The organism is Roseateles sp. (genome assembly GCF_965262435.1).
Classification (GTDB): Bacteria; Pseudomonadota; Gammaproteobacteria; order Burkholderiales; family Burkholderiaceae_C; genus Paucibacter_A.
Window position 1 is genome coordinate 2597887 of record NZ_OZ253537.1, and the last position, 20096, is coordinate 2617982.

The following is a 20096-nucleotide window of genomic DNA, read 5'->3' on the forward strand; positions in this document are numbered from 1 at the left end:
CTCTACTTGCATGTCCTCATTCTTTAGAACGGGAGCGCCCCTGCGCCCCTCCATCCTGACCTTGGCCCTTGCGGCCACACTGCAGTCAGGCGCCGCCTGGGCGGTGGATCCCTTTGTTCTCAAGGATATTCGCGTCGAGGGTCTGAAGCGTACCGACCCCGGCACCGTCTTTGCCTCCTTGCCCTTCCGCGTCGGCGACAGTTACAACGATGACAAGGGCGCTGCGGCCTTGCGCGCCCTGTTCGCGACCGGCCTGTTCAAGGATGTGCGCATCAATATTGACGGCAACGATGTCGTCATCATGATTGAAGAGCGGCCCATCATTGCCAATGTGAGCTTCATCGGTTTGAAGGAGTTCGACACCGAAGCGCTCAGCAAATCTTTGAAGGACGTGGGCATCGGCGAGGGCAAGCCCTTTGACCGCGCCTTGGCCGACCGCGCCGAGCAGGAGCTCAAGCGCCAATACCTGACGCGCAGCCTCTACGGTGCTGAGGTCACCACGACCATCACGCCGTTGGAGCGCAACCGCGTCAACGTCAGCTTCACCGTGAGCGAAGGCGAGCCGGCCAAGATTGGCGAAGTGCGCATCCTGGGCAGCAAGGTGTTCTCTGAAAGCACCTTGCTGGGTCTGCTGGAGCAGACCAGCAGTGGCTGGTTGACCTGGTACACCAAGACCGACCGCTACTCCCGCACCAAGCTCAATGCCGATCTGGAGACGCTGCGCTCCTACTACATGAACCGCGGCTATCTGGAGTTCGCTGTCACCTCGACCCAGGTGACGATCTCGCCGGACAAGCAGAGCATCAATATCGCTGTCACGGTCAATGAGGGCCAGCCCTACACCGTGACCGCGGTCAAGCTGGAAGGCGAGTTCCTGGGGCGCGAGGAGGACTTCCGCCGCATGGTGTTGCTGCGCCCCGGCCAGCCCTACCAGGGCGAGGCCGTGGCCCAGACGACCCGCGCCTTCACCGATTTGTACGGTAGCTTCGGCTACGCCTTCGCGCGTGTCGACAGCCGCCCCGAGATTGACCGGGCCACCGGCCAAGTGGTGGTGACTTTCGTGGCCGAGCCGGCCCGTCGCGTCTATGTGCGCCGCGTGCTGATCGCCGGCAACAACCGCACCCGGGACGAAGTGATCCGTCGCGAGTTCCGTCAGTTCGAATCGGCTTGGTACGACGGTCGTCGTATCAAGGCCTCGCGTGACCGCGTTGAACGCCTTGGTTACTTCAAGGAAGTGACCGTCGACACCAATGAGGTCGCCGGTGCGCAGGATCAGGTCGATGTGATCTTGACGGTGGAAGAGCGGCCGACCGGCAATATCCAGGTCGGTGCCGGTTATTCCAGCCAGCAGAAGCTGTCCTTCACCGGCGCGATCAAGCAGGAAAACGTCTTCGGCTCGGGCAATTACCTGGGCGTGGAAGTGAACACCTCCTCGGTCGGCCGCGCCTTGGTGCTGTCCACGGTGGATCCGTATTTCACGGTCGACGGCGTCTCGCGCGCGCTCGATGTGTTCTACCGGACACAGAAGCCGCTGAACAATCTGGGTGAGCAGTTCGAGATGATCACGCATGGCGGTTCGATCCGCTTTGGTGTGCCATTCTCGGAGCAGGACACGGTGTTCTTCGGGGTCGGCTACGAGCGCACCAAGATGACCACCAACCAGGGCCTGCCCCTGAGCTATCTGCTCTACGGCCGCGCCTTCGGCAACAACAGCCTGTCCTTGCCGCTGACCATCGGTTGGCAGCGCGACAGCCGCGACAGCATCATCTCGCCCATGTTCGGCAAGTACCAGCGTATCAACCTGGAAATGAGCCCGGCCGGAGATGCGCGTTACGTGCGTGCCAATCTGCAGTACCAGCATTACATCCCCATCACCAACAAGATCACCCTGGGCTTGAACAGTGAGCTGGGTTGGGGCGCAGGCATTGGCGGCCGGCCGTATCCAATCTTCAAGAACTTCTACGCCGGCGGCCTCGGTTCGGTGCGTGTGTTCGAAGCGGGCTCTCTGGGCCCGGTTGATGTGACCGGTTCCTACTCGGGCGGCAACCGCCGCGTCAACGTCAATGCCGAACTCTATCTGCCGGTTCCGGGCAGTGGCAATGACAAGACCTTCCGCCTGTTCGGTTTCGTCGATGCCGGCAACGTCTGGGCCGAGCATGAAAAGATCAATTTCGACACCTTGAAGAACGGCACCTCCATGCTGAGGGCTTCGGCAGGTTTCGGCTTGAGTTGGGTCTCACCCATGGGTCCGCTGCGTCTGAGCTATGGCGTGCCCTTGCGCAAACATCCAACAGATAGAATCGAAAAATTCCAATTCCAGATCGGGACTGCATTCTGATGAAGAGCAAGCTTTTTAAGGCGGTGGCTTTGGCTGCCATGATGTCTGTGTCGACGCTGGGCGTGCAGGCGCAGGACTTGAAGATTGGCTATGTCAACAGCGACCGCGTGTTGCGCGAAGCCAATGTCGGCAAGGCTGCGACCCAGAAGCTGGAAATCGAATTCGGCAAGCGCGAGAAAGAGCTGAAGGACATCGAGTCCAAGCTGCGCAATTCCGCTGAGAAGTTGGAAAAGGAAGCGCCGACCTTGTCGGAAGCCGAGCGCAACCGTCGCCAGCGCGACTTGGTCGAGTTGGATCGTGATCTGCAGCGCAAGCGCCGCGAATGGCAGGAAGACCTGACCCAGCGCAAGAACGAAGAGCTGCAAGCTGTCGTCGACCGCGCCAACAAGGTCATCAAGCAGATCTTCGATGCTGAAAAGTATGACTTGATCTTGCAAGATGCCATCCACTTCAGCGCCCGCGTGGACATCACCAAGAAGGTGATCGACGCGCTCAACGCCCAGAAGTAATCAGTGGGCGCAGTCTCACTGGCTGATGTGATCGCCGCCTTGGGCGGCGATCTTCATGGTGCGTCCGAAACGCAGATCACGCGCATCGGTCCGCTGGAAGCGGCTGATGCGGGCACGCTGAGCTTTCTGTCCAATCCGCGCTACCAGGCGCAGCTGGCCAGCAGCTCAGCGGCCTGCGTGATCGTGGCGCCGGCCTTTGCCGAGGCCGCTGCGGCCCGCGGTGCCGCCATCGTCACGCCCGATCCTTACCTCTATTTCGCGCGGCTCACCCAATGGTGGGCAGCGCGCGTGCGCCCGCGCCCTGCGGCAGGCATCCATCCCAGTGCCGTGATTGACGCGAGTGTGTTGATTGGCGCGAATGTCAGCATCGGCGCTTTGGCCGTGATCGAGGCCGGTGCGCAAATCGGCGACGACGCCCAGATCGGCTCGCACTGTGTGGTCGAGCGCAATGCCCGCGTGGGATCCGGCAGCCGTCTGGCGGCTCGCGTGACCTTGGGCTTTGATTGCCAGATCGGTGAGCGCTGTATCGTGCATGCGGGCGTGGTCATCGGCGCAGACGGCTTCGGCTTCGCGCCGACACAAGGGCGCTGGGAAAAGATCGAGCAGCTGGGCGCCGTGCGCATCGGCAACGATGTGGAAATCGGCGCCAACACCTGCATCGACCGCGGCGCACTCGAGGACACCGTGCTGGAAGACGGCGTCAAGCTCGACAACCTGATCCAGATCGGCCACAACGTCCATGTCGGCGCACACACGGCCATGGCCGGCTGCGCCGGTGTGGCGGGCAGCGCGCGCATCGGCGCCCATTGCACGGTCGGTGGCGGCGCCATCATCCTGGGGCATCTGAGCTTGGTGGACCATGTCCATGTGTCGGCCGCCACCGTGGTCAGCCGCAGTATCAAGCAGCCGGGCCAGTACAGCGGCGTCTTCCCCTTCGACGACAATGCCAGCTGGGAAAAGAACGCGGCCACACTGCGTCAATTGCATACCTTGCGCGATCGCATCCGCGCACTAGAGAAGAAGAATTCAACATGATGGACATCCACGAAATTCTCAAAAAGCTCCCGCACCGTTACCCGCTGCTGCTGGTGGATCGCGTGCTCGAGATCGAGAAGGGCAAGCGCATCCAGGCGATCAAGAACGTCAGCATCAACGAGCCCTATTTCGTCGGCCATTTCCCGCACCGCCCGGTCATGCCAGGTGTGCTGATGCTCGAAGCCATGGCCCAGGCCGCTACCTTGCTGGCCTTGGACAGCAACGGCACGGTGCTCGATGAAAGCACGGTGGTGTACTTTGCTGGCATCGACAACGCGCGCTTCAAGCGTGTGGTCGAGCCCGGCGATCAGTTGCTGCTGGATGTGACCCTGGACCGCGCCAAGGCCGGCATCTACAAGTTCACCGGCAAGGTGATGGTCGGCGAGGAGCTGGCTTGCGAGGCGCAGCTGATCTGCACCATGCGCCGTATCGAAGCCTGAGGCACTGCGCGACATGACGAGCAGGATTCACCCGACGGCCCTCATCGACCCCGCTGCCGAGCTGGACAGTTCGGTCACGGTCGGCGCCTACACGCTGATCGGCCCGCAGGTGAAGATTGGCGCGGGCACCCGCATCGGCCCACACTGTGTGATCGAAGGCCGCACCACTATCGGTGCCGACAACCATTTCTACCAGTTCAGCTCCATCGGTGCGATGCCGCAGGACATGAGCCATGGTGGCGAAGTGACCGAGCTGGTGATCGGCGACCGCAACACCGTGCGCGAGTTCTGCACGCTCAACACCGGCACGCTCAAGGAAGAGGGCATCACCCGGGTCGGGTCCGACAACTGGATCATGGCCTATGTGCATCTGGCCCATGACGTGCAGCTGGGCAATCACTGCGTGCTGGCAAACAACGCCACGCTGGCCGGCCATGTGCATGTGGGTGACTGGGCGGTGATTGGCGGCCTGACCGGCGTGCACCAGTTCGTCAAGATCGGCGCTCACGCCATGATCGGTTTCCAGGGCCATGTGTCGCAGGATGTCGCGCCTTTCATGACGGTAGACGGCAACCCGCTGGCTGTGCGCGCCGTCAACCTGACGGGCCTGCGCCGCCGCGGCTTCAGCAATGAACGCATCGCCGTGATCCGTCAGCTGCACAAGCTGATTTTCCGCAGCGGCCTGACGCTGGAGCAGTCGGTCGAGCAGATCTCGGCGCTGCATGCCGAGCAGGGCGAGGACTCTCAGGCCGATGTGCAGCTGATGCTGGACTTCATCGCCAGCGCCAAGCGCGGTCTGGTGCGCTGATCCCATGGCTGAGCCTTCGCTGAGCCTAGCCTTGGTGGCCGGCGAGGCTTCCGGAGACCTGCTCGCCAGTTTGCTGATCCAGGGCCTGCAAGCGCGCTGGCCCGAGCTCAAGACCCAGGGCATTGGCGGCCCGCGCATGGCCGCCCGTGGCTTCGAGGCCTGGTGGCCATCGAGCAAACTCTCGGTGTTTGGCTATGTCGATGCCTTGCTCAATATCCGCGAGCTGCTGGCCATCCGCCGCCAGTTGGGTGACCGCCTGCTGGCCCAGCCGCCGGCCGCCTTCATCGGTGTGGATGCACCCGATTTCAATTTCGGCCTCGAGCAGCGCTTGCGCGAAGCGGGCGTGAAGACGGTGCATTTCGTCTGCCCTTCGATCTGGGCCTGGCGTGCCGAGCGGGTCGAGAAGATCAAGCGTTCGGCCGACCATGTGCTCTGCCTGTTTCCCTTCGAGCCAGAGCTTTTGCAAGCCCATGGCATCGGCGCCAGTTATGTGGGCCATCCCTTGGCCGATGCGATTCCGCTGGAACCGCCGCAAGCCCAGGCCCGCTCAGCGCTGAAGTTAGGCGATGCCGACACCGTCGTCGCCTTGCTGCCCGGCAGCCGCCGCAGCGAGATCCGCTACATCGCCGAACCCTTGTTGCGCGCCGCGGTCCTGATGCAACGCGCGCGGCCCGAGCTGCGCTTTGTCATGCCGGTGGCACCGGGCTTGCGCTCGCTCATTGATCCGCTGGTGGCTCGGTACGCGCCGGGCTTGCAGCTCGATCTGCTGGATGGTCGTTCGCACGAGGCCCTGGCTGCCTGCGACATCACCCTGGTGGCCAGCGGCACGGCCACGCTGGAGGCGGCACTGTTCAAGCGGCCCATGGTGATCGCCTACCGCATGCATGCGCTCAACTGGTGGCGCATGAAGGGCAAGAACTACCAACCCTGGGTGGGCCTGCCCAATGTGCTGGCGCGTGAGTTCATCGTGCCTGAGCTGATCCAGGATCAGTGCACGCCCGAGGCTCTGGCGCGTGAAGGCTTGGCCTGGCTGGACGACGCGCCGCGCTGCGAGCGGGCGCGGGCAATGTTTCAGCAACAACATGAGCTGCTGCGCTGCAATACCGCGCAAAAGGCCTGCGATGCGATCGCGCAAGTCCTCGGCTGCTGATTTCGGCCAGCCTCAGCAATTGGGCTTGAGCTGGGATGGTATCGGCCTGCTGGCTGGCGTCGACGAAGCTGGCCGCGGGCCCCTGGCTGGCCCGGTGCTGGCCGCTGCCGTCATCCTCGATGATGCCAATCCGATCATGGGTCTGGCCGATTCCAAGGTCCTGACCGAAAAGAAGCGCGAGCGCCTGTTCGACGAAATCCGTGCCAAAGCCTTGTGCTGCTGCATCGCTGAAGCGAGCGTCGAAGAAATCGACCGCTTGAATATTCTGCAGGCGACCTTGCTGGCCATGAAGCGGGCGGTCGAGGGCTTGCGTCTGAAGCCGGCTAAGGTGCTGGTCGACGGCAACCGCTTGCCCGTGCTCAAGATTCCGGCCGAGGCCATCGTCAAGGGTGACTCTAAGGTGCAGGCGATCTCGGCGGCCTCCATCCTGGCCAAGGTGGCGCGCGACCGCCAATGCATGGCCATGCACGAGTTGCACCCTGAATACGGTTTTGCCGGCCACAAGGGCTACCCCACGGCCGAGCACCTGGCGGCTTTGCGCAGCCACGGCGTGACCGCCTGGCACAGGCGCAGCTTCGGCCCGGTGCGCCAGATCATCGAGAGCGCATGAGCAGTCAGATTCTTCACATCACCTCGCGGGACAACCCCGCTTTGCAGCGCCTGCGCAAACTCAGCCAGGATGGCGGCGCCTATCGCAAGCTGGGCAGCGTCTGGCTGGAGGGCGACCATCTGGTGCGCGCCTGCTTGCAACGTGGCCATCCGGTGCTGCAGGCAGTGTTGACCGAGGCGGCCGCGGCGGACCCGGTGTTGCGCGCTCTCGGTGACGCGGCACCGCGCCAGTTGGTCGTACCGCTGGCCTTGTTCAAGCAGATCAGCGGCCTGGAGTCGCCGGCGCAGATCGGCTTTGAAGTGCCCTTGGATGCTGGGCAAGACCTGACACCCGAGGCGGACACCGTGGTGCTGGACCGCCTGCAGGACGCCGGCAATGTGGGCACGATCTTGCGCAGCGCGGCGGCCATGGGTTTTCGCCAGGTCTTGGCGCTCAAGGGCACGGCGGCTCTGTGGTCACCCAAAGTCTTGCGTGCCGGCATGGGCGCGCATTTCGGTTTGCGTCTGATCGAGGGCCTGGCGCCCGAGGACCTGGCCGCCTTGAAGCTGCCGCTGGTGGCCACCAGCTCCTATGCCGAAGCGCAACTGCACCAGGTCCAACTGCCCAGCCCTTGCGCCTGGGTCATGGGCCATGAAGGGCAGGGCGTTCAGGGGGAGCTGATGGCTCGCTGCAGCTTGACCGTGGGCATTCCTCAGCCCGGCGGAGAAGAATCGCTGAATGTCGGCAGTGCAGCGTCCATCTGCCTGTACGAGTCGGCGCGTCAGCGCTTGGTGGCGCAGCGTTAATAGATCAAACGGTCCGGCCGGATGTCGCGCAGGATGGTGGTGGCGATTTCCTCGATCGACTTGTGGGTCGATGACAGCCAGGCAATGCCATTGCGCTTCATCATGGCCTCGGCCTCATTGACCTCGTAGCGGCAGTTCATCAGGTCGGCGTACTTGCTGCCCGGGCGGCGCTCGTTGCGAATCTGCGAGAGGCGCTCCGGGTCGATGGTCAGACCGAAGCATTTGCGCTTGTGCGGCTCCAGCATGGACGGGATCTTGCTTCGCTCGAAGTCTTCCGGGATCAGCGGATAGTTGGCGGCCTTGATGCCATGCTGCATGGCCAGGTAGAGCGAAGTTGGTGTCTTGCCGCTGCGCGACACGCCGACCAGGATCACATCGGCCGACTCCAGGTTCTTGGCCGACTGCCCGTCGTCGTGGGCCAGCGAGAAATTGATGGCCTCGATGCGGTCGTGGTACTCCTGGCTGCGCGCCACATCCGAGAAGCGGCCGACCCGGTGGTTGCTCTTGACCTGGAATTCTTCTTCCAGCGGTTCGATGAAGGTGTTGAACATGTCCAGCACCAGGGCCTTGCAGTGCTCGCGCACGACCTGCAGCACCTCGCGGTTGACCAGGGTGGCGAAGACGATGGCGCGCCGGCCTTCTTGCTCGCTGGTCTGGTTGATCTCGTGCACCACCTGGTGGGCCTTCTCGGCCGTGTCCACAAAGGGGCGGCGCACATGGCGCGGCTTGCCAGGAAACTGGGCCAGGATGGAGTTGCCAAAGGTCTCGGCGGTGATGCCGGTGCCGTCCGAGACAAAGTACACGGTGCGATTGGGCATGGTCGGAATGCTCTAGAGTCTTTCTTCATCATAAGTCGGGCCTGCCCGTAGAATCGCTCGAAATGTCCTGCCTTCGCGCCATGACCATCCCCGCCTCACAAACAGAATTACAAAGAATCGGCCGGGATGCCGTGTGGCTGCATTTCATGGGGGGCGCTGCGGGCGCCCCGGCGGGACTCCGGAATTTTCAACATCACGGAGTTTTCCCATGTCTGCACGCTATGAGCCGACCGCCCTGGTCGTCCCCTTTGAGAATCTGAGGATGAGCGACGTCGAGGTCGTTGGCGGTAAGAACGCCAGCCTCGGCGAGATGATTTCGGAACTGGCCCATTCGGGCGTTCGCGTGCCTGGCGGCTTTGCCACCACCGCGCACGCCTTCCGCGAGTTCCTCAAGCACGAAGGCCTGGACAAGCGCATCGAGGCGCGCCTGTCGACCCTGAACACCGACGATGTGCGCGCTTTGGCCGAGGCCGGTGCTGAGATTCGCGGCTGGCTGGAGGCGCAACCCTTTCCGGCCGACCTGGAAGCAGAGATCCGTACCTCGTTTGCGCAGCTGACCGCCGACAACCCTGGCGTGTCCTTTGCCGTGCGTTCCTCGGCCACGGCAGAAGATCTGCCCGACGCCTCTTTCGCCGGCCAGCAGGAGACTTTCCTGAACGTGGTGGGCATCGAAGAGGTCTTGCACAAGATGAAGGAGGTGTTCGCCTCCCTCTACAACGACCGCGCCATCAGCTACCGCGTGCACAAGGGCTTCGCCCACGCCGACGTGGCCTTGTCAGCCGGTGTGCAGCGCATGGTGCGCTCCGACCTCGGTTCGGCCGGCGTGATGTTCACCATCGACACCGAGTCTGGCTTCAAGGATGTGGTCTTCATCACATCCAGCTACGGCCTCGGTGAGACCGTGGTGCAGGGCGCCGTTAACCCGGACGAGTTCTATGTGCACAAGCCGGCTCTGGCCCGTGGCAAGCTGCCCATCATCCGACGTAACCTCGGATCCAAGCTGATTCGGATGGAGTTCTCCTCGCCGGAAGAGCGGGCCGCCTCGGGCAAGCTGGTCAAGACCGTGGACACCCTGCCGGAAGCGCGCAACCGCTATTCGCTCAATGACGCGGAAGTGATCGAGCTGGCCAAGTACGCACTCATCATCGAGCAGCACTACCAGCGCCCCATGGACATCGAGTGGGGCCGCGACGGTGTCGATGGCCAGCTCTACATCCTGCAGGCACGCCCCGAAACCGTGAAGAGCCAGGCCGAAGGCCAGGTCGAGCACAGCTACAAGCTCAAGGGCCACAGCGCCGTGCTGGCCGAGGGCCGCGCGATCGGTCAGAAGATCGGCACCGGCCCGGTGCGTCTGGTGCACAACATCAGCGAAATGGAGCGGGTCCAGCCCGGCGATGTGCTGGTCACCGACATGACCGACCCGAACTGGGAGCCGGTGATGAAGCGCGCCGCCGCCATCGTCACCAACCGCGGTGGCCGCACCTGCCACGCCGCCATCATTGCGCGCGAACTCGGCATTCCGGCCGTGGTCGGTTGCGGTGACGCGACCGAGACGCTGAAGGATGGTCAGCTGGTGACTGTGGCCTGCTCGGAAGGCGACACCGGCTATATCTACGACGGTCTGCTGGAAACGGAAGTCAGCGAAGTCCATCGTGGCGAGCTGCCGTACTGCCCGATCAAGATCATGATGAACGTCGGCAATCCGCAGCTGGCTTTCAACTTTGCCCAGATGCCCAGCGCCGGTGTCGGCCTGGCCCGCCTCGAATTCATCATCAACAACAATATCGGCGTCCACCCCAAGGCCATCCTGGACTATCCGAATATCGATGCTGATTTGAAGAAGGCGGTCGAGTCGGTGGCGCGCGGCCACGCCTCGCCGCGCGCTTTCTACGTGGACAAGCTGGTCGAAGGCATCGCCACCATTGCGGCTGCGTTCTACCCGCGCCCGGTGATCGTGCGCCTGTCGGACTTCAAGAGCAATGAGTACCGCAAGTTGATCGGCGGTTCGCGCTACGAGCCCGATGAAGAGAACCCGATGCTGGGCTTCCGCGGCGCTTCGCGCTACATCAGCGGCGAGTTCTCCGATGCCTTCGCCATGGAGTGCGAGGCGCTCAAGCGCGCTCGCAGCGATATGGGCCTGAGCAATATCGAGATCATGGTGCCCTTCGTGCGCACGGTGCGCCAGGCCGAACGCGTGGTCGGCATGCTGGCCGAGCGTGGCCTCAAGCGCGCCGCCGATGGCGGCACGGACGGCCTGCGCGTCATCATGATGTGCGAGGTGCCCAGCAACGCCATCCTGGCCGAGCAGTTCCTGGAGCATTTCGACGGCATGTCGATCGGCTCCAATGACCTGACCCAGCTGACCCTGGGCCTGGATCGCGACTCCGGCTTGGAGCAACTGGCCGGTGACTTCGACGAGCGCGATCCCGCCGTCAAGGCCATGATCTCGCGCGCCATCACCGCCTGCCGCGCCACCGGCAAGTACATCGGTATCTGCGGCCAAGGGCCCAGCGACCACCCGGACTTCGCCGACTGGCTGGCCAGTGAGGGCATCGTGTCCATTTCCTTGAATCCGGATACCGTGATCGAGACCTGGCAGCGTCTGGCCAAGCGTTGAGCTGAGCTGAACCCTGTTCTTGAATGGCCCGCCTCGTGCGGGCCTTTTTTCTTGCGTGGCACCGGGCGGCCTGTCGGTCGCGCTGCGGGGCCGGGTTTCCGGTATCGACAGTCGCCCCTGTGTGCTCGCATGATGTGGCTTGCGCCTTCCCCTGTTGCAGAACTGACCCCTATTTGTCCGTGGCCTTTGTTCGATCTCACCCTCCTGGCGGCGCCAAGGCTCAGCAGCCATTGGCCGCGCGCCTGAAGCGCATCTATCTGGGCTTCACCCTGGGCTTTGTTCTGTTCCTGCTGGGGCTGGCCCTGCTGGAGCAACTGGGCTTGTCGAAGAACGCGATTGGCATCAGCTTTCTCGCGGCGACCGTGGGCGTCTATGCCTGTATCGGCCTGTTCAGCCGCACGACCGACGCCGATGAGTACTACGTCGCCGGCCGGCGTGTGCCTGCCATCTTCAATGGCATGGCGGCCGGCGCCGATTGGATGAGCGCGGCCTCCTTCATCGGCCTGGCGGGCACTCTTTACTTGAGCGGCTATGGCGGCTTGGCCTATGTGCTCGGTTGGACGGGGGGCTTCTGCCTGGTGGCCTTGTGTCTGGCGCCTTATCTGCGCCAGTTCGGCCAATACACCATCCCAGATTTTCTCGGTGCTCGCTACGGCGGCATGGCGCCGCGCCTGCTGGGAGCTTTGGCGGCCACGCTGGTGTCATTCATCTACGTCGTTGCCCAGATTTACGGGGTCGGCCTGATCACCGCTCGCTTGACGGGTTTCAGCTTCGAGATCGGCGTGTTTCTCGGCTTGGGGGGCGTCCTGCTGTGCTCCTTCCTGGGTGGCATGCGCGCAGTCACCTGGACCCAGGTGGCGCAGTACATCGTGCTGCTGATTGCCTATCTGGTGCCGGTGATCTGGATGTGCCTGAAGCAGACCGGGGTGCCCTGGCCGCAGTGGGTCTATGGCCATCAGCTGCAACAGATCACGGCCACCGAACAACGATTGAATCAGGACCCGGCCGAGTTGCAAGTCAGGGCGGTCTTCACCGAGCGCGCCGCCAGCTTCGAACGCAAGCTCAGCGACGTGCCCCAAGCCTTGGCCGCGGACCGGGCGGAGGCTGCTCGGCAAGTCGCGTTGTTGAAGGCGCAGGACGCCTCTCTGGCCGCCATCCAGGCCGCCGAGAAAAGCCAGGCGGCCTTGCCGCGCACACCGACCGAAGCCAGCGAGCAATGGCAGCGCGGCCGCGCCAGCAATACGGCCTTGGCCCAGCCCTTGGCGGGCATGCCGCCCCATGCGCTGGCCTTTGCCGGCGACCCCGAGGGTGATGCCGCCGAGCGCCTGAAGTTCGACGAGTCACGTCGCAACTTTCTGGCCCTGGTGTTCTGCTTGATGGTGGGGACGGCGGGCCTGCCGCACCTGCTGACTCGCTACTACACCACGCCCACCGTGGGCGAGGCGCGCCAGTCGGTGGCCTGGTCCTTGTTCTTTATCTCCTTGCTCTACTTCACGGCGCCAGCCTTGGCGGTCATGGTCAAGTACGAGATCTTCACGCAGTTGGTGGGTACCGCCTTTGACCAGCTGCCGACCTGGATCATGCAGTGGACGCGCCTGGATCCTGGTTTGCTGTCGGTCAGCGATGTCAATGGTGATGGACTTTTACAGCTGGGCGAGCTGCGCATCAGCGGCGACATCGTCTTGCTGGTGGCGCCAGAGCTGGCGGGTTTGCCTTTCGTGATCTCGGCGCTGGTGGCCGCGGGCGGTCTCGCGGCCGCGCTGTCCACGGCCGACGGCTTGCTGCTGACCATCTCGGCGGCCTTGTCGAACGATGTCTATTTCCGCCTGCTCAACCCGAATGCTTCAATGACGCGGCGCGTCACCTTGTCCAAGGCTTTGCTTCTGGCCACAGCGCTGGCCGCCGCTGCAGTGGCGGCGCAAAGGCCGGCTGACATCCTCTTGCTCGTCACCTCGGCGTTTTCGATTGCCGGGGCGACCTTTTTTCCGGCCCTGGTGCTGGGCATCTTCTGGCGGCGCGCCAATGGCTGGGGGGCTTTGGCCGGCATGCTGACCGGTTTGGCCGTGACGCTCTATTACATGGTGGTGGCGAGCCCGAGCTTGCGCCTCGCCCTGGGAGTGCCGGGGCCGGCGGAGCTGTTGTGGGGCATTGCGCCGGTTTCGGCCGGCGTCTTCGGCGTGCCCGCCGGCTTCCTGGCCATTGCGGTGGTCAGCTACTTCACTCCGCGGCCGGCGGCGGAGCAAGCGCAGTTGGTCGATCGCCTGCGCAGCCCGCCGCAGCGCAGCCCCGCGCCTGGTGGCGTCGGCGTACCCTAGGTCGCCAGCTTCTCAAGCAGCTTCACGAAGCAAAAGCTGGCGTAAACCACCAAGCTGCGCTAGAATCGCGGGTTCCCCCTTGCCGTGACCACGTGAATTGACGCTGTGGCGCGGCTTCCTCAGGCGAGCCGAGAGGGTCAACCGACCGTCGGGTGAGTCTGGAATCCACAAGGAGTATTTATGCGTCACTATGAAATCGTTCTGCTGATCCATCCGGATCAAAGCGAACAAGTTCCGGCCATGCTGGAGCGCTACAAGACCCTGATCACCAGCAATGGCGGCGCTGTGCACCGCATTGAAGACTGGGGCCGTCGTCAGATGGCTTACCTGATCCAGAAGCTGGCCAAGGCTCACTACCTGTGCGTCAACATCGAATGCAGCAAGGAAACCCTGGCTGAACTCGAGACCGGCTTCCGCTTCAACGACGCCGTGCTGCGCCACCTGACCGTGGTGAAGCCCAAGGCTGAGACCACGCCTTCGGTGATGATGAAGACCGTGGAACGCGAAGACGCTCGCAAGGCGCCTCAAGTCGCAACGGCCTGATCAGGCTTAGCTCCGTGTTCATGAAGGTTGCCAGCGCACTGGCCACCAGCGTGCAAACCAAGACCGGCAAGCGTTCTTCACTTTGAACCAACTGGTTTTGCAAGCACAGCTGCTGGAGCTGGGACTTGTCAGATACACACCGGCCGGATTGATGGCCCTGGACGGCATGCTCAAGCATGAATCCCAGGTGCAGGAAGCCGGCAAGCCCCGCAAGGTTTCCATGGAAATCAAGGCGGTCGCGATCGGTGAAATCGGCAAGCGCCTGCAGTCGCTGGGAGTTGGAGGAAATGCACTGTTCACAGGCTTCCTCAGCGCTCAAAAGAACGGCCGTGGAACGATCTTCCACATCACCGCTCTGACACCCAACTGAACACCGAATTGTTCGAATCCGGATTAAATTAAAGAGGTCATACGATGGCACCACCACGTGGCAAGGGTCGCTTCTCCAAAGACAAGAAGCCCAAGCGCAACACCCAATCTCTGCTGTTCCGTCGTAAGCGTTTCTGCCGCTTCACCGTCACCGGTGTTGAGCAGATCGATTACAAGGACATCGACACCCTGCGCGATTTCATCGGCGAAAACGGCAAGATCACGCCGGCTCGCCTGACGGGCACCCGCGCTTTCTTCCAGCGTCAGCTGACGGTCGCCATCAAGCGCGCTCGTTTCCTGGCCATGCTGCCTTACAGCGACCAGCACAAGGTCTGAGGAGTAACCCAACATGCAAATCATTCTGCTTGAAAAGGTCGCGAACCTCGGCAACCTGGGCGACGTCGTCAAGGTCAAGGACGGCTACGCACGCAACTTCCTGATCCCGACACGCCAGGCACGTCGTGCCACGGCCACCGCGATCGCCGAGTTCGAAGCCAAGCGCGCCGAACTGGAAAAGGCTGCTGCTGAAAAGCTGGCCGCTGCCCAAGCCGTGGGCGAAGCCCTGGCCGGCAAGACCGTGCGCATCAGCCAAAAGGCTGGCGTGGACGGCCGTCTGTTCGGTTCGGTCACCAACGCCGACGTGGCCGATGGCCTGGTGAAGCTGGGCTTCACCATCGCCAAGGCTCAAGTGCGCATGCCCAATGGTCCTCTGAAGGCTGTGGGTGAGTTCACCGTCAGCGTCGCTGCCCACACCGATGTGGTCGTGGAAATCAGCGTGCAAGTGGTGCGCGACGCCGAGTAAACTCAGGCGTCACTGACCGTCAGTGGTCAGACAGTCAAAAAGCCGATGCTGTCCGCAGTGTCGGCTTTTTGCGTTTTCGGGCAGCGGTTTATACAGCGCTGCCCCCAGGCTATCCACAGGCTTGTCCACAATGCAGGCTGGTGGAGGGTCTGGCCCCGAAGTACCCAGTTTCCAGGTCCTAGTTTCCAGTTCACAGCTTCCAGCCCTTTGCTGCCCGCCATCCCGTACGACCAGCGACCCCTTCAGCCATGAGCGCGACCTTTTCACCCACGCCCTTGCCCAACTCTTCAGGCTCTTCGAGCTCTTTTAGCGTCGGCGGTGCCGATCGCCGCGATGAAGAAGTGGCCCGCCTGCGTGTGCCGCCGCATTCCATCGAGGCCGAACAAAGCGTGCTGGGTGGACTGTTGATCGACAACAGCGCCTGGGATCGGGCGGGTGATCTGCTCACCGAGTCGGATTTCTACCGCTTCGAGCACAAGCAGATCTACCTGTCCCTGGGCAAGCTGATCAACGCAGCCAAGCCGGCTGACGTGGTCACGGTGTTCGAGGAACTGACCTCGCTCGGCAAAGCCGAGGAGTGCGGAGGCCTGGCCTATCTGAACGCCCTGGCGCAAAGTGTGCCGAGTGCCGCCAATTTGCGCCGTTATGCGGAGATCGTGCGTGAGCGCGCCGTCTTGCGCAAGCTGGTCACAGCCAGCGACGAAATCGCCAGCGCGGCCATGAACCCGCAAGGCCGGGCCGTCAAGGAAATCGTCGACGAGGCCGAAGGCAAGATCTTCCGCATCAATGAGGAAGGCAACCGCAGCAGCCAGGGCTTCCAGAGCATGGACAACCTGGTGGTGGCGCTGATTGATCGCGTCAACGAGCTCGCTGAGAACGGCGCCGAGGATGTGACCGGCGTGCGCACCGGCTTCTTCGATTTGGACAAGCAAACCGCCGGCCTGCAGCCCGGTGACCTGATCATCTTGGCCGCTCGCCCCTCCATGGGCAAGACCGCCTTCGTGGTCAATATCGGCGAGAACGTCGCCATCAACGAAGGCCTGCCCGTCGTCATCTACTCCATGGAAATGGGCGCGGCTCAGCTGGCGCTGCGTATGGTCGGCTCGGTGGGCCGCATCGACCAGAGCCGCTTGCGCCTGGGCCGCTTGGCTGACGATGAATGGGGTCGCCTCTCGGAAGCTGTGGACAAGCTCGGCAAGGCCGCCATCTACATCGACGAAAGCCCGGGCCTGAGCCCCTCGGAGGTGCGTGCCCGTGCGCGCCGCCAGGCCCGCATCAGCGGTCAGCTCGGCCTCATCATCATCGACTACCTGCAGCTGATGAGCGGCAACGGCGGCGGCAACGAGGAAAACCGCGCCACGGTCATCGGCGAAATCTCGCGCGGCCTGAAAGCCCTGGCCAAGGAGCTGAAGTGCCCGGTGATCGCGCTCTCGCAGCTGAACCGCTCGGTGGAGCAGCGGCCCGACAAGCGGCCCATGATGTCCGACCTGCGCGAATCGGGCGCCATTGAGCAGGATGCCGACATCATCATGTTCATCTACCGCGACGAGTACTACACCAAGGAAGAGTGCAAGGAGCCGGGCGTGGCCGAGATCATCATCGCCAAGCAGCGGAATGGCCCGGTGGGCACCATCAAGTTGGCCTTCCAGCGCATGCACACCAAGTTCGAGAATCTGGCTCCGGACTATGTCAGCCCGGTCGGTGACGAGTACTGAGGACGGCGGCGCCGCGGCAGCGCCGCCCGCAGTGACCGAGCCCGCCAGCCTGCCGGATCTGCTCTATGTGCCGCAGCGTTTCGAGCCCACGGAGGAGCAGCAGCGCATTCAGGCGGCGCGGGCGCGTCATGTCTTGATCGAAGCCAACGCAGGCGCCGCCAAAACCACCACGCTGGCTCTGCGCATCGCGCAGGCGCTGCAGCGGGGCGCCGACCCCGCCATGATTCTGGCGCTGACCTACACCGATCCGGCCGTGCAGGCCTTGCGCGCGCAGCTGCGCTGGGTCGGCTTGGCTGCCGAGCAGGTGGATGCGATCCGAGTCCAAACGTTTGAAGCGTTCAGCACGGACATGCTGGAGGACCTCGAAGGTGGCAGGTCGCTGGCGCTGCAGCGCCTGGAGCAGGTCAAGCCCTATCTGCTGCGGGCGATTGAGCGGGCGCAAACCCTGCCGTGTGAGCGTCACCCCGATGAGCTTTGCGTCGACGGTTCGCCGGCCGCCTTGGCCGAAGGGCTGCTACGCACTTTCGCGGTGCTGAAAGGGCGGATGCTGATCGAGCTGCAGGCCGCTGACGAGGCCATGAGCCCGGCATTGGCGGAAGAGCTGGGTTTCGATTACATGAGCCTGCGGGTGCGCTCGGCCTATGAGTTCATTCGCCGCGGCGGCCATCCGGACCGGCCTGAATTCCGCTTCGAGGGCGACGCCTGTTACGACCTGGCCCGCGCCCTTCTGATGGAGGAGCTTCCCCCCGAAGGTTCGCCCCTGGCTCTGGGTTTGGCGCTCATCGTCGTTGACGAGATGCATGACACCAACCGTGCCATGTTCACCGTGCTCAAGGCCTTGCTCAATGCCAACCGGCGCGCGGCCTTTGTTGGCGTGGGCGACCGTGACCAGGTGATTCACTCCCAGGCCGGCGCCGATGCGACCTTCATGCATGACTGCTTCGTCCAGGAAATTGGCAAGCCGCTGCGTTTGCCGTTGACGGCCAGCCACCGCTTCGGCTCGGAGCTGGCCCAGATGGTCGGACGCCTCGCGCACAACAAGCCCTATGCCGCCGCCTTGCACTGCGCGACCGAAGTGGAGCCGCTGCCTTGCGAATCCCCGCGCGTGATGGCGCAGATGGTGGCTCGGTTGGCTCGCGAGCACATGGCCCAGACGCAGCGAAAGGATTTGCGCATCCTTTTGCGGCGGCCGGCTCAGTCCATCCTGATCGAGCGCGAGCTGCTCAAGCTCGGGGTGGACTACCGGGTCGATGGTTTTGCACCTTTTCTGCGCCGGCCCGAGGTTTTGCTGGTGCGCGGTCTGTACGCCTACTGCAGCGGAGATTTCAGCGGCTTTGTGAGCAAGCCGCTGCGCGAGCAGACCCTGGCCGCGCTGATGTTGTTCGCCGGCGCCCTGATCGAGAGCAGCGAGTTGCGTCAGGTCGACGCCGTCACCGCCCAACGCCAGGCCATTGCCGAGGCGACCGAGCATCCGCAGGGCATGCGCGATTTCATCGAGGGTCAGGTCTTGCGCAATGCCTCGCCCCGTGCTTTGAATCGTCTGCGCGCGGCCATGGCGGTGATGGAGTCCGGTGACTTGCAACATTTCGGAAACAGCTTCGGACTCGCCCTGGAGCCCGAGGGCCTTGCGCGTTCGGTGCTGGTGCGCAAAGAGGATGTGCAGCAGGTGCGCGACAACATCAGCCAGTTGCTTCAGTCCATCGTGGCCGAAGGCGAAGGCCTGGGCGAGGCCTTCCGGGTGCTGCATCAGCAGGATCAGATCCAAGCACGCATGCGCCTGAATACCCGCGTGACGCTGTCCAGCATCGAGTCCGCCAAAGGCCTGGAGTTCGACCATGTGCTGATTCCGTATCTTTCGCGCGGCGAGTTCGTCGGCGATGTCAGCGCCGCGGAAAACCGCAATCTGCTGTACGTCGCGATGACGCGTGCGCGCCAGCGCCTGACCCTGGCCTACAAGGCCGATTCGCCTTCGCGCTTCCTGGTCGAAGCCGGCGTGCTGTAGTTTGGAGCGCACCGGGCCCGCAGCAGCTTGAGCGGCAGCTGTTCTTTGTGCCGGGTTGGTGCGAAATACTGTATAAACAAACAGTATGAAATCCAGGCCAAACCCACCCATCCAGGCGTCACAACCGCTCTACATTGCCGCGGACACCCTGAAAGGTCGGGGCAGCGCTTGGGCAATGGCCCATCGCTTTCAGGGCGAGCAGCGCGAACAGTTCGATGACGGCTGGGGTTCCTTGGCGCAATCGTTCGACCCCGAGGCCTTGCCGCCGGCCACGCAGATCATCGAGGAATGCGCCCAGCGCATCCTGTCCAGCAACCAGTCGCCGGACATTCCCTTTGACCAGTCCATCAACCCCTACCGGGGCTGCGAGCATGGCTGCATCTACTGCTTCGCCAGGCCAACGCACAGCTACCTGAACCTCTCGCCGGGGCTGGACTTCGAGACTCGCATCATTGCCAAGGTCAATGCGGCCGAGCGACTGCGGGCCGCCTTTGCCAAGCCGTCCTATGTGCCACGCCTGACCTGCCTCGGCACCGCCACGGATGCCTACCAACCGGTGGAGCGCACGCTCGGTTTGACGCGGGCCTTGATTGAGGTCTTGCAGGAGTACCGCCACCCCTTCTCGGTGCTCACCAAGTCGTCGGGCATCGAGCGCGATCTGGACCTGCTGCAGCCCATGGCCGAGCAGCGCTTGGTGTCTTGCTACATCTCGATCACCACGCTGGACCCGGCGCTGGCCCGCATCCTGGAGCCCCGCGCGGCCTCGCCACAGCGGCGCTTGCGCACCCTCAAAACCCTGGCGTCGGCAGGCGTACCGGTCGGGGTCAGCGTGTCGCCATTGATCCCGTTTTTGAACGAGCCTGAGCTGGAGCGCATCTTGGAGGCAGCCGCCGAGGCCGGTGCGCGCTCGGCTTTTTGCATCCCGCTACGCCTGCCTTGGGAGGTCAACCCGCTGTTCCAGGACTGGCTGCAGCGCCATGTGCCCGAGCGGGCCGCACGCATCATGGCGCGGGTGCGCGAGATGCGCGGCGGCAAGGACAACGACGCCCGCTTTGGCAGCCGCATGCGCGGCGAGGGCATCTGGGCCGAACTCTTGTCCCAGCGCTTGCACAAGGCCTGTGCGCGTCTGGGTTTGTCGAGAGAACGCCAGCCGCTCGATCTGTCGCTCTTTTGCCGGCCAGTCGGCCATGTCGAGGCGGACGGCTGCAGAACTGGGCCCGAGCAAGGCCGCCTGTTCTGA

General features: G+C 63.5%; 18 protein-coding genes. 17 read left to right on the top strand and 1 reads right to left on the bottom strand.

Annotated elements, in window-relative coordinates; translation table 11 throughout:
• Positions 1 to 10: 10 nt before the first annotated feature.
• The 8 genes from bamA to ACQY39_RS11180 are packed head-to-tail and all read left to right on the top strand — an operon-like array spanning position 11 to position 7675.
• The gene (gene bamA / locus ACQY39_RS11145; protein ID WP_428506187.1) at positions 11 to 2338 is read left to right on the top strand and encodes an outer membrane protein assembly factor BamA; all 2328 of its coding nucleotides are present in this window, start codon (positions 11 to 13) and stop codon (positions 2336 to 2338) included.
• Positions 2338 to 2847 carry an OmpH family outer membrane protein gene (locus ACQY39_RS11150; RefSeq protein ID WP_263519571.1) on the top strand — a complete coding sequence of 170 codons (510 nt, stop codon included), beginning with the start codon at positions 2338 to 2340 and terminating at the stop codon, positions 2845 to 2847. The genes bamA and ACQY39_RS11150 overlap by 1 nt, the downstream gene beginning before the upstream one ends.
• A 3-nt stretch (positions 2848 to 2850) precedes the next feature.
• Positions 2851 to 3882 carry a UDP-3-O-(3-hydroxymyristoyl)glucosamine N-acyltransferase gene (gene lpxD / locus ACQY39_RS11155; RefSeq protein ID WP_428506190.1) on the top strand — a complete coding sequence of 344 codons (1032 nt, stop codon included), beginning with the start codon at positions 2851 to 2853 and terminating at the stop codon, positions 3880 to 3882.
• Complete coding sequence (fabZ, locus tag ACQY39_RS11160; protein ID WP_428506192.1) at positions 3879 to 4322, top strand: 3-hydroxyacyl-ACP dehydratase FabZ; 444 nt, start codon at positions 3879 to 3881, stop codon at positions 4320 to 4322. Before lpxD ends, fabZ begins: the two co-directional genes overlap by 4 nt.
• A 13-nt stretch (positions 4323 to 4335) precedes the next feature.
• Positions 4336 to 5130 (top strand): acyl-ACP--UDP-N-acetylglucosamine O-acyltransferase, encoded by a 795-nt coding sequence (gene lpxA, locus ACQY39_RS11165; protein ID WP_428506194.1) that lies wholly within the window; start codon positions 4336 to 4338, stop codon positions 5128 to 5130.
• Between the two features lie 4 nt (positions 5131 to 5134).
• A complete protein-coding gene (gene lpxB, locus ACQY39_RS11170; RefSeq protein ID WP_428506196.1) occupies positions 5135 to 6280 on the top strand; it encodes a lipid-A-disaccharide synthase in 1146 nt (381 codons plus the stop codon).
• Positions 6252 to 6890 (top strand): ribonuclease HII, encoded by a 639-nt coding sequence (gene rnhB, locus ACQY39_RS11175; protein ID WP_428506198.1) that lies wholly within the window; start codon positions 6252 to 6254, stop codon positions 6888 to 6890. Before lpxB ends, rnhB begins: the two co-directional genes overlap by 29 nt.
• Entirely contained in the window at positions 6887 to 7675 is a 789-nt protein-coding gene (locus tag ACQY39_RS11180) for a TrmH family RNA methyltransferase (protein ID WP_428506200.1), read from the top strand. Before rnhB ends, ACQY39_RS11180 begins: the two co-directional genes overlap by 4 nt.
• Here ACQY39_RS11180 and ppsR read toward each other — a convergent pair.
• The gene (ppsR, locus tag ACQY39_RS11185) at positions 7672 to 8493 is read right to left on the bottom strand and encodes a posphoenolpyruvate synthetase regulatory kinase/phosphorylase PpsR (RefSeq protein ID WP_428506202.1); all 822 of its coding nucleotides are present in this window, start codon (positions 8491 to 8493) and stop codon (positions 7672 to 7674) included. The genes ACQY39_RS11180 and ppsR overlap by 4 nt on opposite strands.
• Positions 8494 to 8701: 208 nt before the next feature.
• On the opposite strand from ppsR, the gene ppsA reads away from it, so the two are divergent.
• From ppsA to ACQY39_RS11230, 9 genes are all read left to right on the top strand, one after another.
• Positions 8702 to 11110 (top strand): phosphoenolpyruvate synthase, encoded by a 2409-nt coding sequence (gene ppsA, locus ACQY39_RS11190; protein ID WP_428506204.1) that lies wholly within the window; start codon positions 8702 to 8704, stop codon positions 11108 to 11110.
• A gap of 230 nt (positions 11111 to 11340) precedes the next feature.
• Entirely contained in the window at positions 11341 to 13425 is a 2085-nt protein-coding gene (locus ACQY39_RS11195; RefSeq protein ID WP_428506206.1) for a sodium:solute symporter family protein, read from the top strand.
• A gap of 180 nt (positions 13426 to 13605) precedes the next feature.
• Positions 13606 to 13968, top strand: a complete 363-nt coding sequence (gene rpsF, locus ACQY39_RS11200; protein WP_263519586.1) for a 30S ribosomal protein S6 — start codon at positions 13606 to 13608, stop codon at positions 13966 to 13968.
• Between the two features lie 82 nt (positions 13969 to 14050).
• Complete coding sequence (priB, locus tag ACQY39_RS11205) at positions 14051 to 14338, top strand: primosomal replication protein N (RefSeq protein WP_263562821.1); 288 nt, start codon at positions 14051 to 14053, stop codon at positions 14336 to 14338.
• A gap of 44 nt (positions 14339 to 14382) precedes the next feature.
• Positions 14383 to 14673, top strand: a complete 291-nt coding sequence (rpsR, locus tag ACQY39_RS11210; protein ID WP_102767400.1) for a 30S ribosomal protein S18 — start codon at positions 14383 to 14385, stop codon at positions 14671 to 14673.
• Positions 14674 to 14686: 13 nt separating this feature from the next.
• A complete protein-coding gene (rplI, locus tag ACQY39_RS11215) occupies positions 14687 to 15139 on the top strand; it encodes a 50S ribosomal protein L9 (protein WP_263519591.1) in 453 nt (150 codons plus the stop codon).
• Between the two features lie 248 nt (positions 15140 to 15387).
• Positions 15388 to 16854: a replicative DNA helicase gene (gene dnaB / locus ACQY39_RS11220; RefSeq protein WP_263519592.1), complete on the top strand. Its 1467-nt coding sequence runs from the start codon at positions 15388 to 15390 to the stop codon at positions 16852 to 16854.
• Positions 16841 to 18856, top strand: coding sequence for a UvrD-helicase domain-containing protein (locus ACQY39_RS11225; RefSeq protein WP_428506210.1), 2016 nt, complete (start codon positions 16841 to 16843; stop codon positions 18854 to 18856). Before dnaB ends, ACQY39_RS11225 begins: the two co-directional genes overlap by 14 nt.
• An 85-nt stretch (positions 18857 to 18941) precedes the next feature.
• On the top strand, positions 18942 to 20096 hold the full coding sequence (locus ACQY39_RS11230; protein ID WP_428506212.1) for a PA0069 family radical SAM protein: 1155 nt from the start codon (positions 18942 to 18944) through the stop codon (positions 20094 to 20096).

Excerpts from the sequence above, each read along its gene's own strand:
- rpsR (WP_102767400.1), top strand. The coding sequence starts at position 14,383 with ATGGCACCACCACGTGGCAAGGGTCGCTTCTCCAAAGACAAGAAGCCC.
- lpxA (WP_428506194.1), top strand. The coding sequence starts at position 4,336 with ATGACGAGCAGGATTCACCCGACGGCCCTCATCGACCCCGCTGCCGAG.
- fabZ (WP_428506192.1), top strand. The coding sequence starts at position 3,879 with ATGATGGACATCCACGAAATTCTCAAAAAGCTCCCGCACCGTTACCCG.
- ACQY39_RS11150 (WP_263519571.1), top strand. The coding sequence starts at position 2,338 with ATGAAGAGCAAGCTTTTTAAGGCGGTGGCTTTGGCTGCCATGATGTCT.
- rnhB (WP_428506198.1), top strand. The coding sequence starts at position 6,252 with ATGCGATCGCGCAAGTCCTCGGCTGCTGATTTCGGCCAGCCTCAGCAA.
- dnaB (WP_263519592.1), top strand. The coding sequence starts at position 15,388 with ATGAGCGCGACCTTTTCACCCACGCCCTTGCCCAACTCTTCAGGCTCT.
- ppsA (WP_428506204.1), top strand. The coding sequence starts at position 8,702 with ATGTCTGCACGCTATGAGCCGACCGCCCTGGTCGTCCCCTTTGAGAAT.
- ACQY39_RS11180 (WP_428506200.1), top strand. The coding sequence starts at position 6,887 with ATGAGCAGTCAGATTCTTCACATCACCTCGCGGGACAACCCCGCTTTG.
- rplI (WP_263519591.1), top strand. The coding sequence starts at position 14,687 with ATGCAAATCATTCTGCTTGAAAAGGTCGCGAACCTCGGCAACCTGGGC.
- lpxB (WP_428506196.1), top strand. The coding sequence starts at position 5,135 with ATGGCTGAGCCTTCGCTGAGCCTAGCCTTGGTGGCCGGCGAGGCTTCC.
- ppsR (WP_428506202.1), bottom strand. The coding sequence starts at position 8,493 with ATGCCCAATCGCACCGTGTACTTTGTCTCGGACGGCACCGGCATCACC.
- bamA (WP_428506187.1), top strand. The coding sequence starts at position 11 with ATGTCCTCATTCTTTAGAACGGGAGCGCCCCTGCGCCCCTCCATCCTG.
- rpsF (WP_263519586.1), top strand. The coding sequence starts at position 13,606 with ATGCGTCACTATGAAATCGTTCTGCTGATCCATCCGGATCAAAGCGAA.
- ACQY39_RS11230 (WP_428506212.1), top strand. The coding sequence starts at position 18,942 with ATGAAATCCAGGCCAAACCCACCCATCCAGGCGTCACAACCGCTCTAC.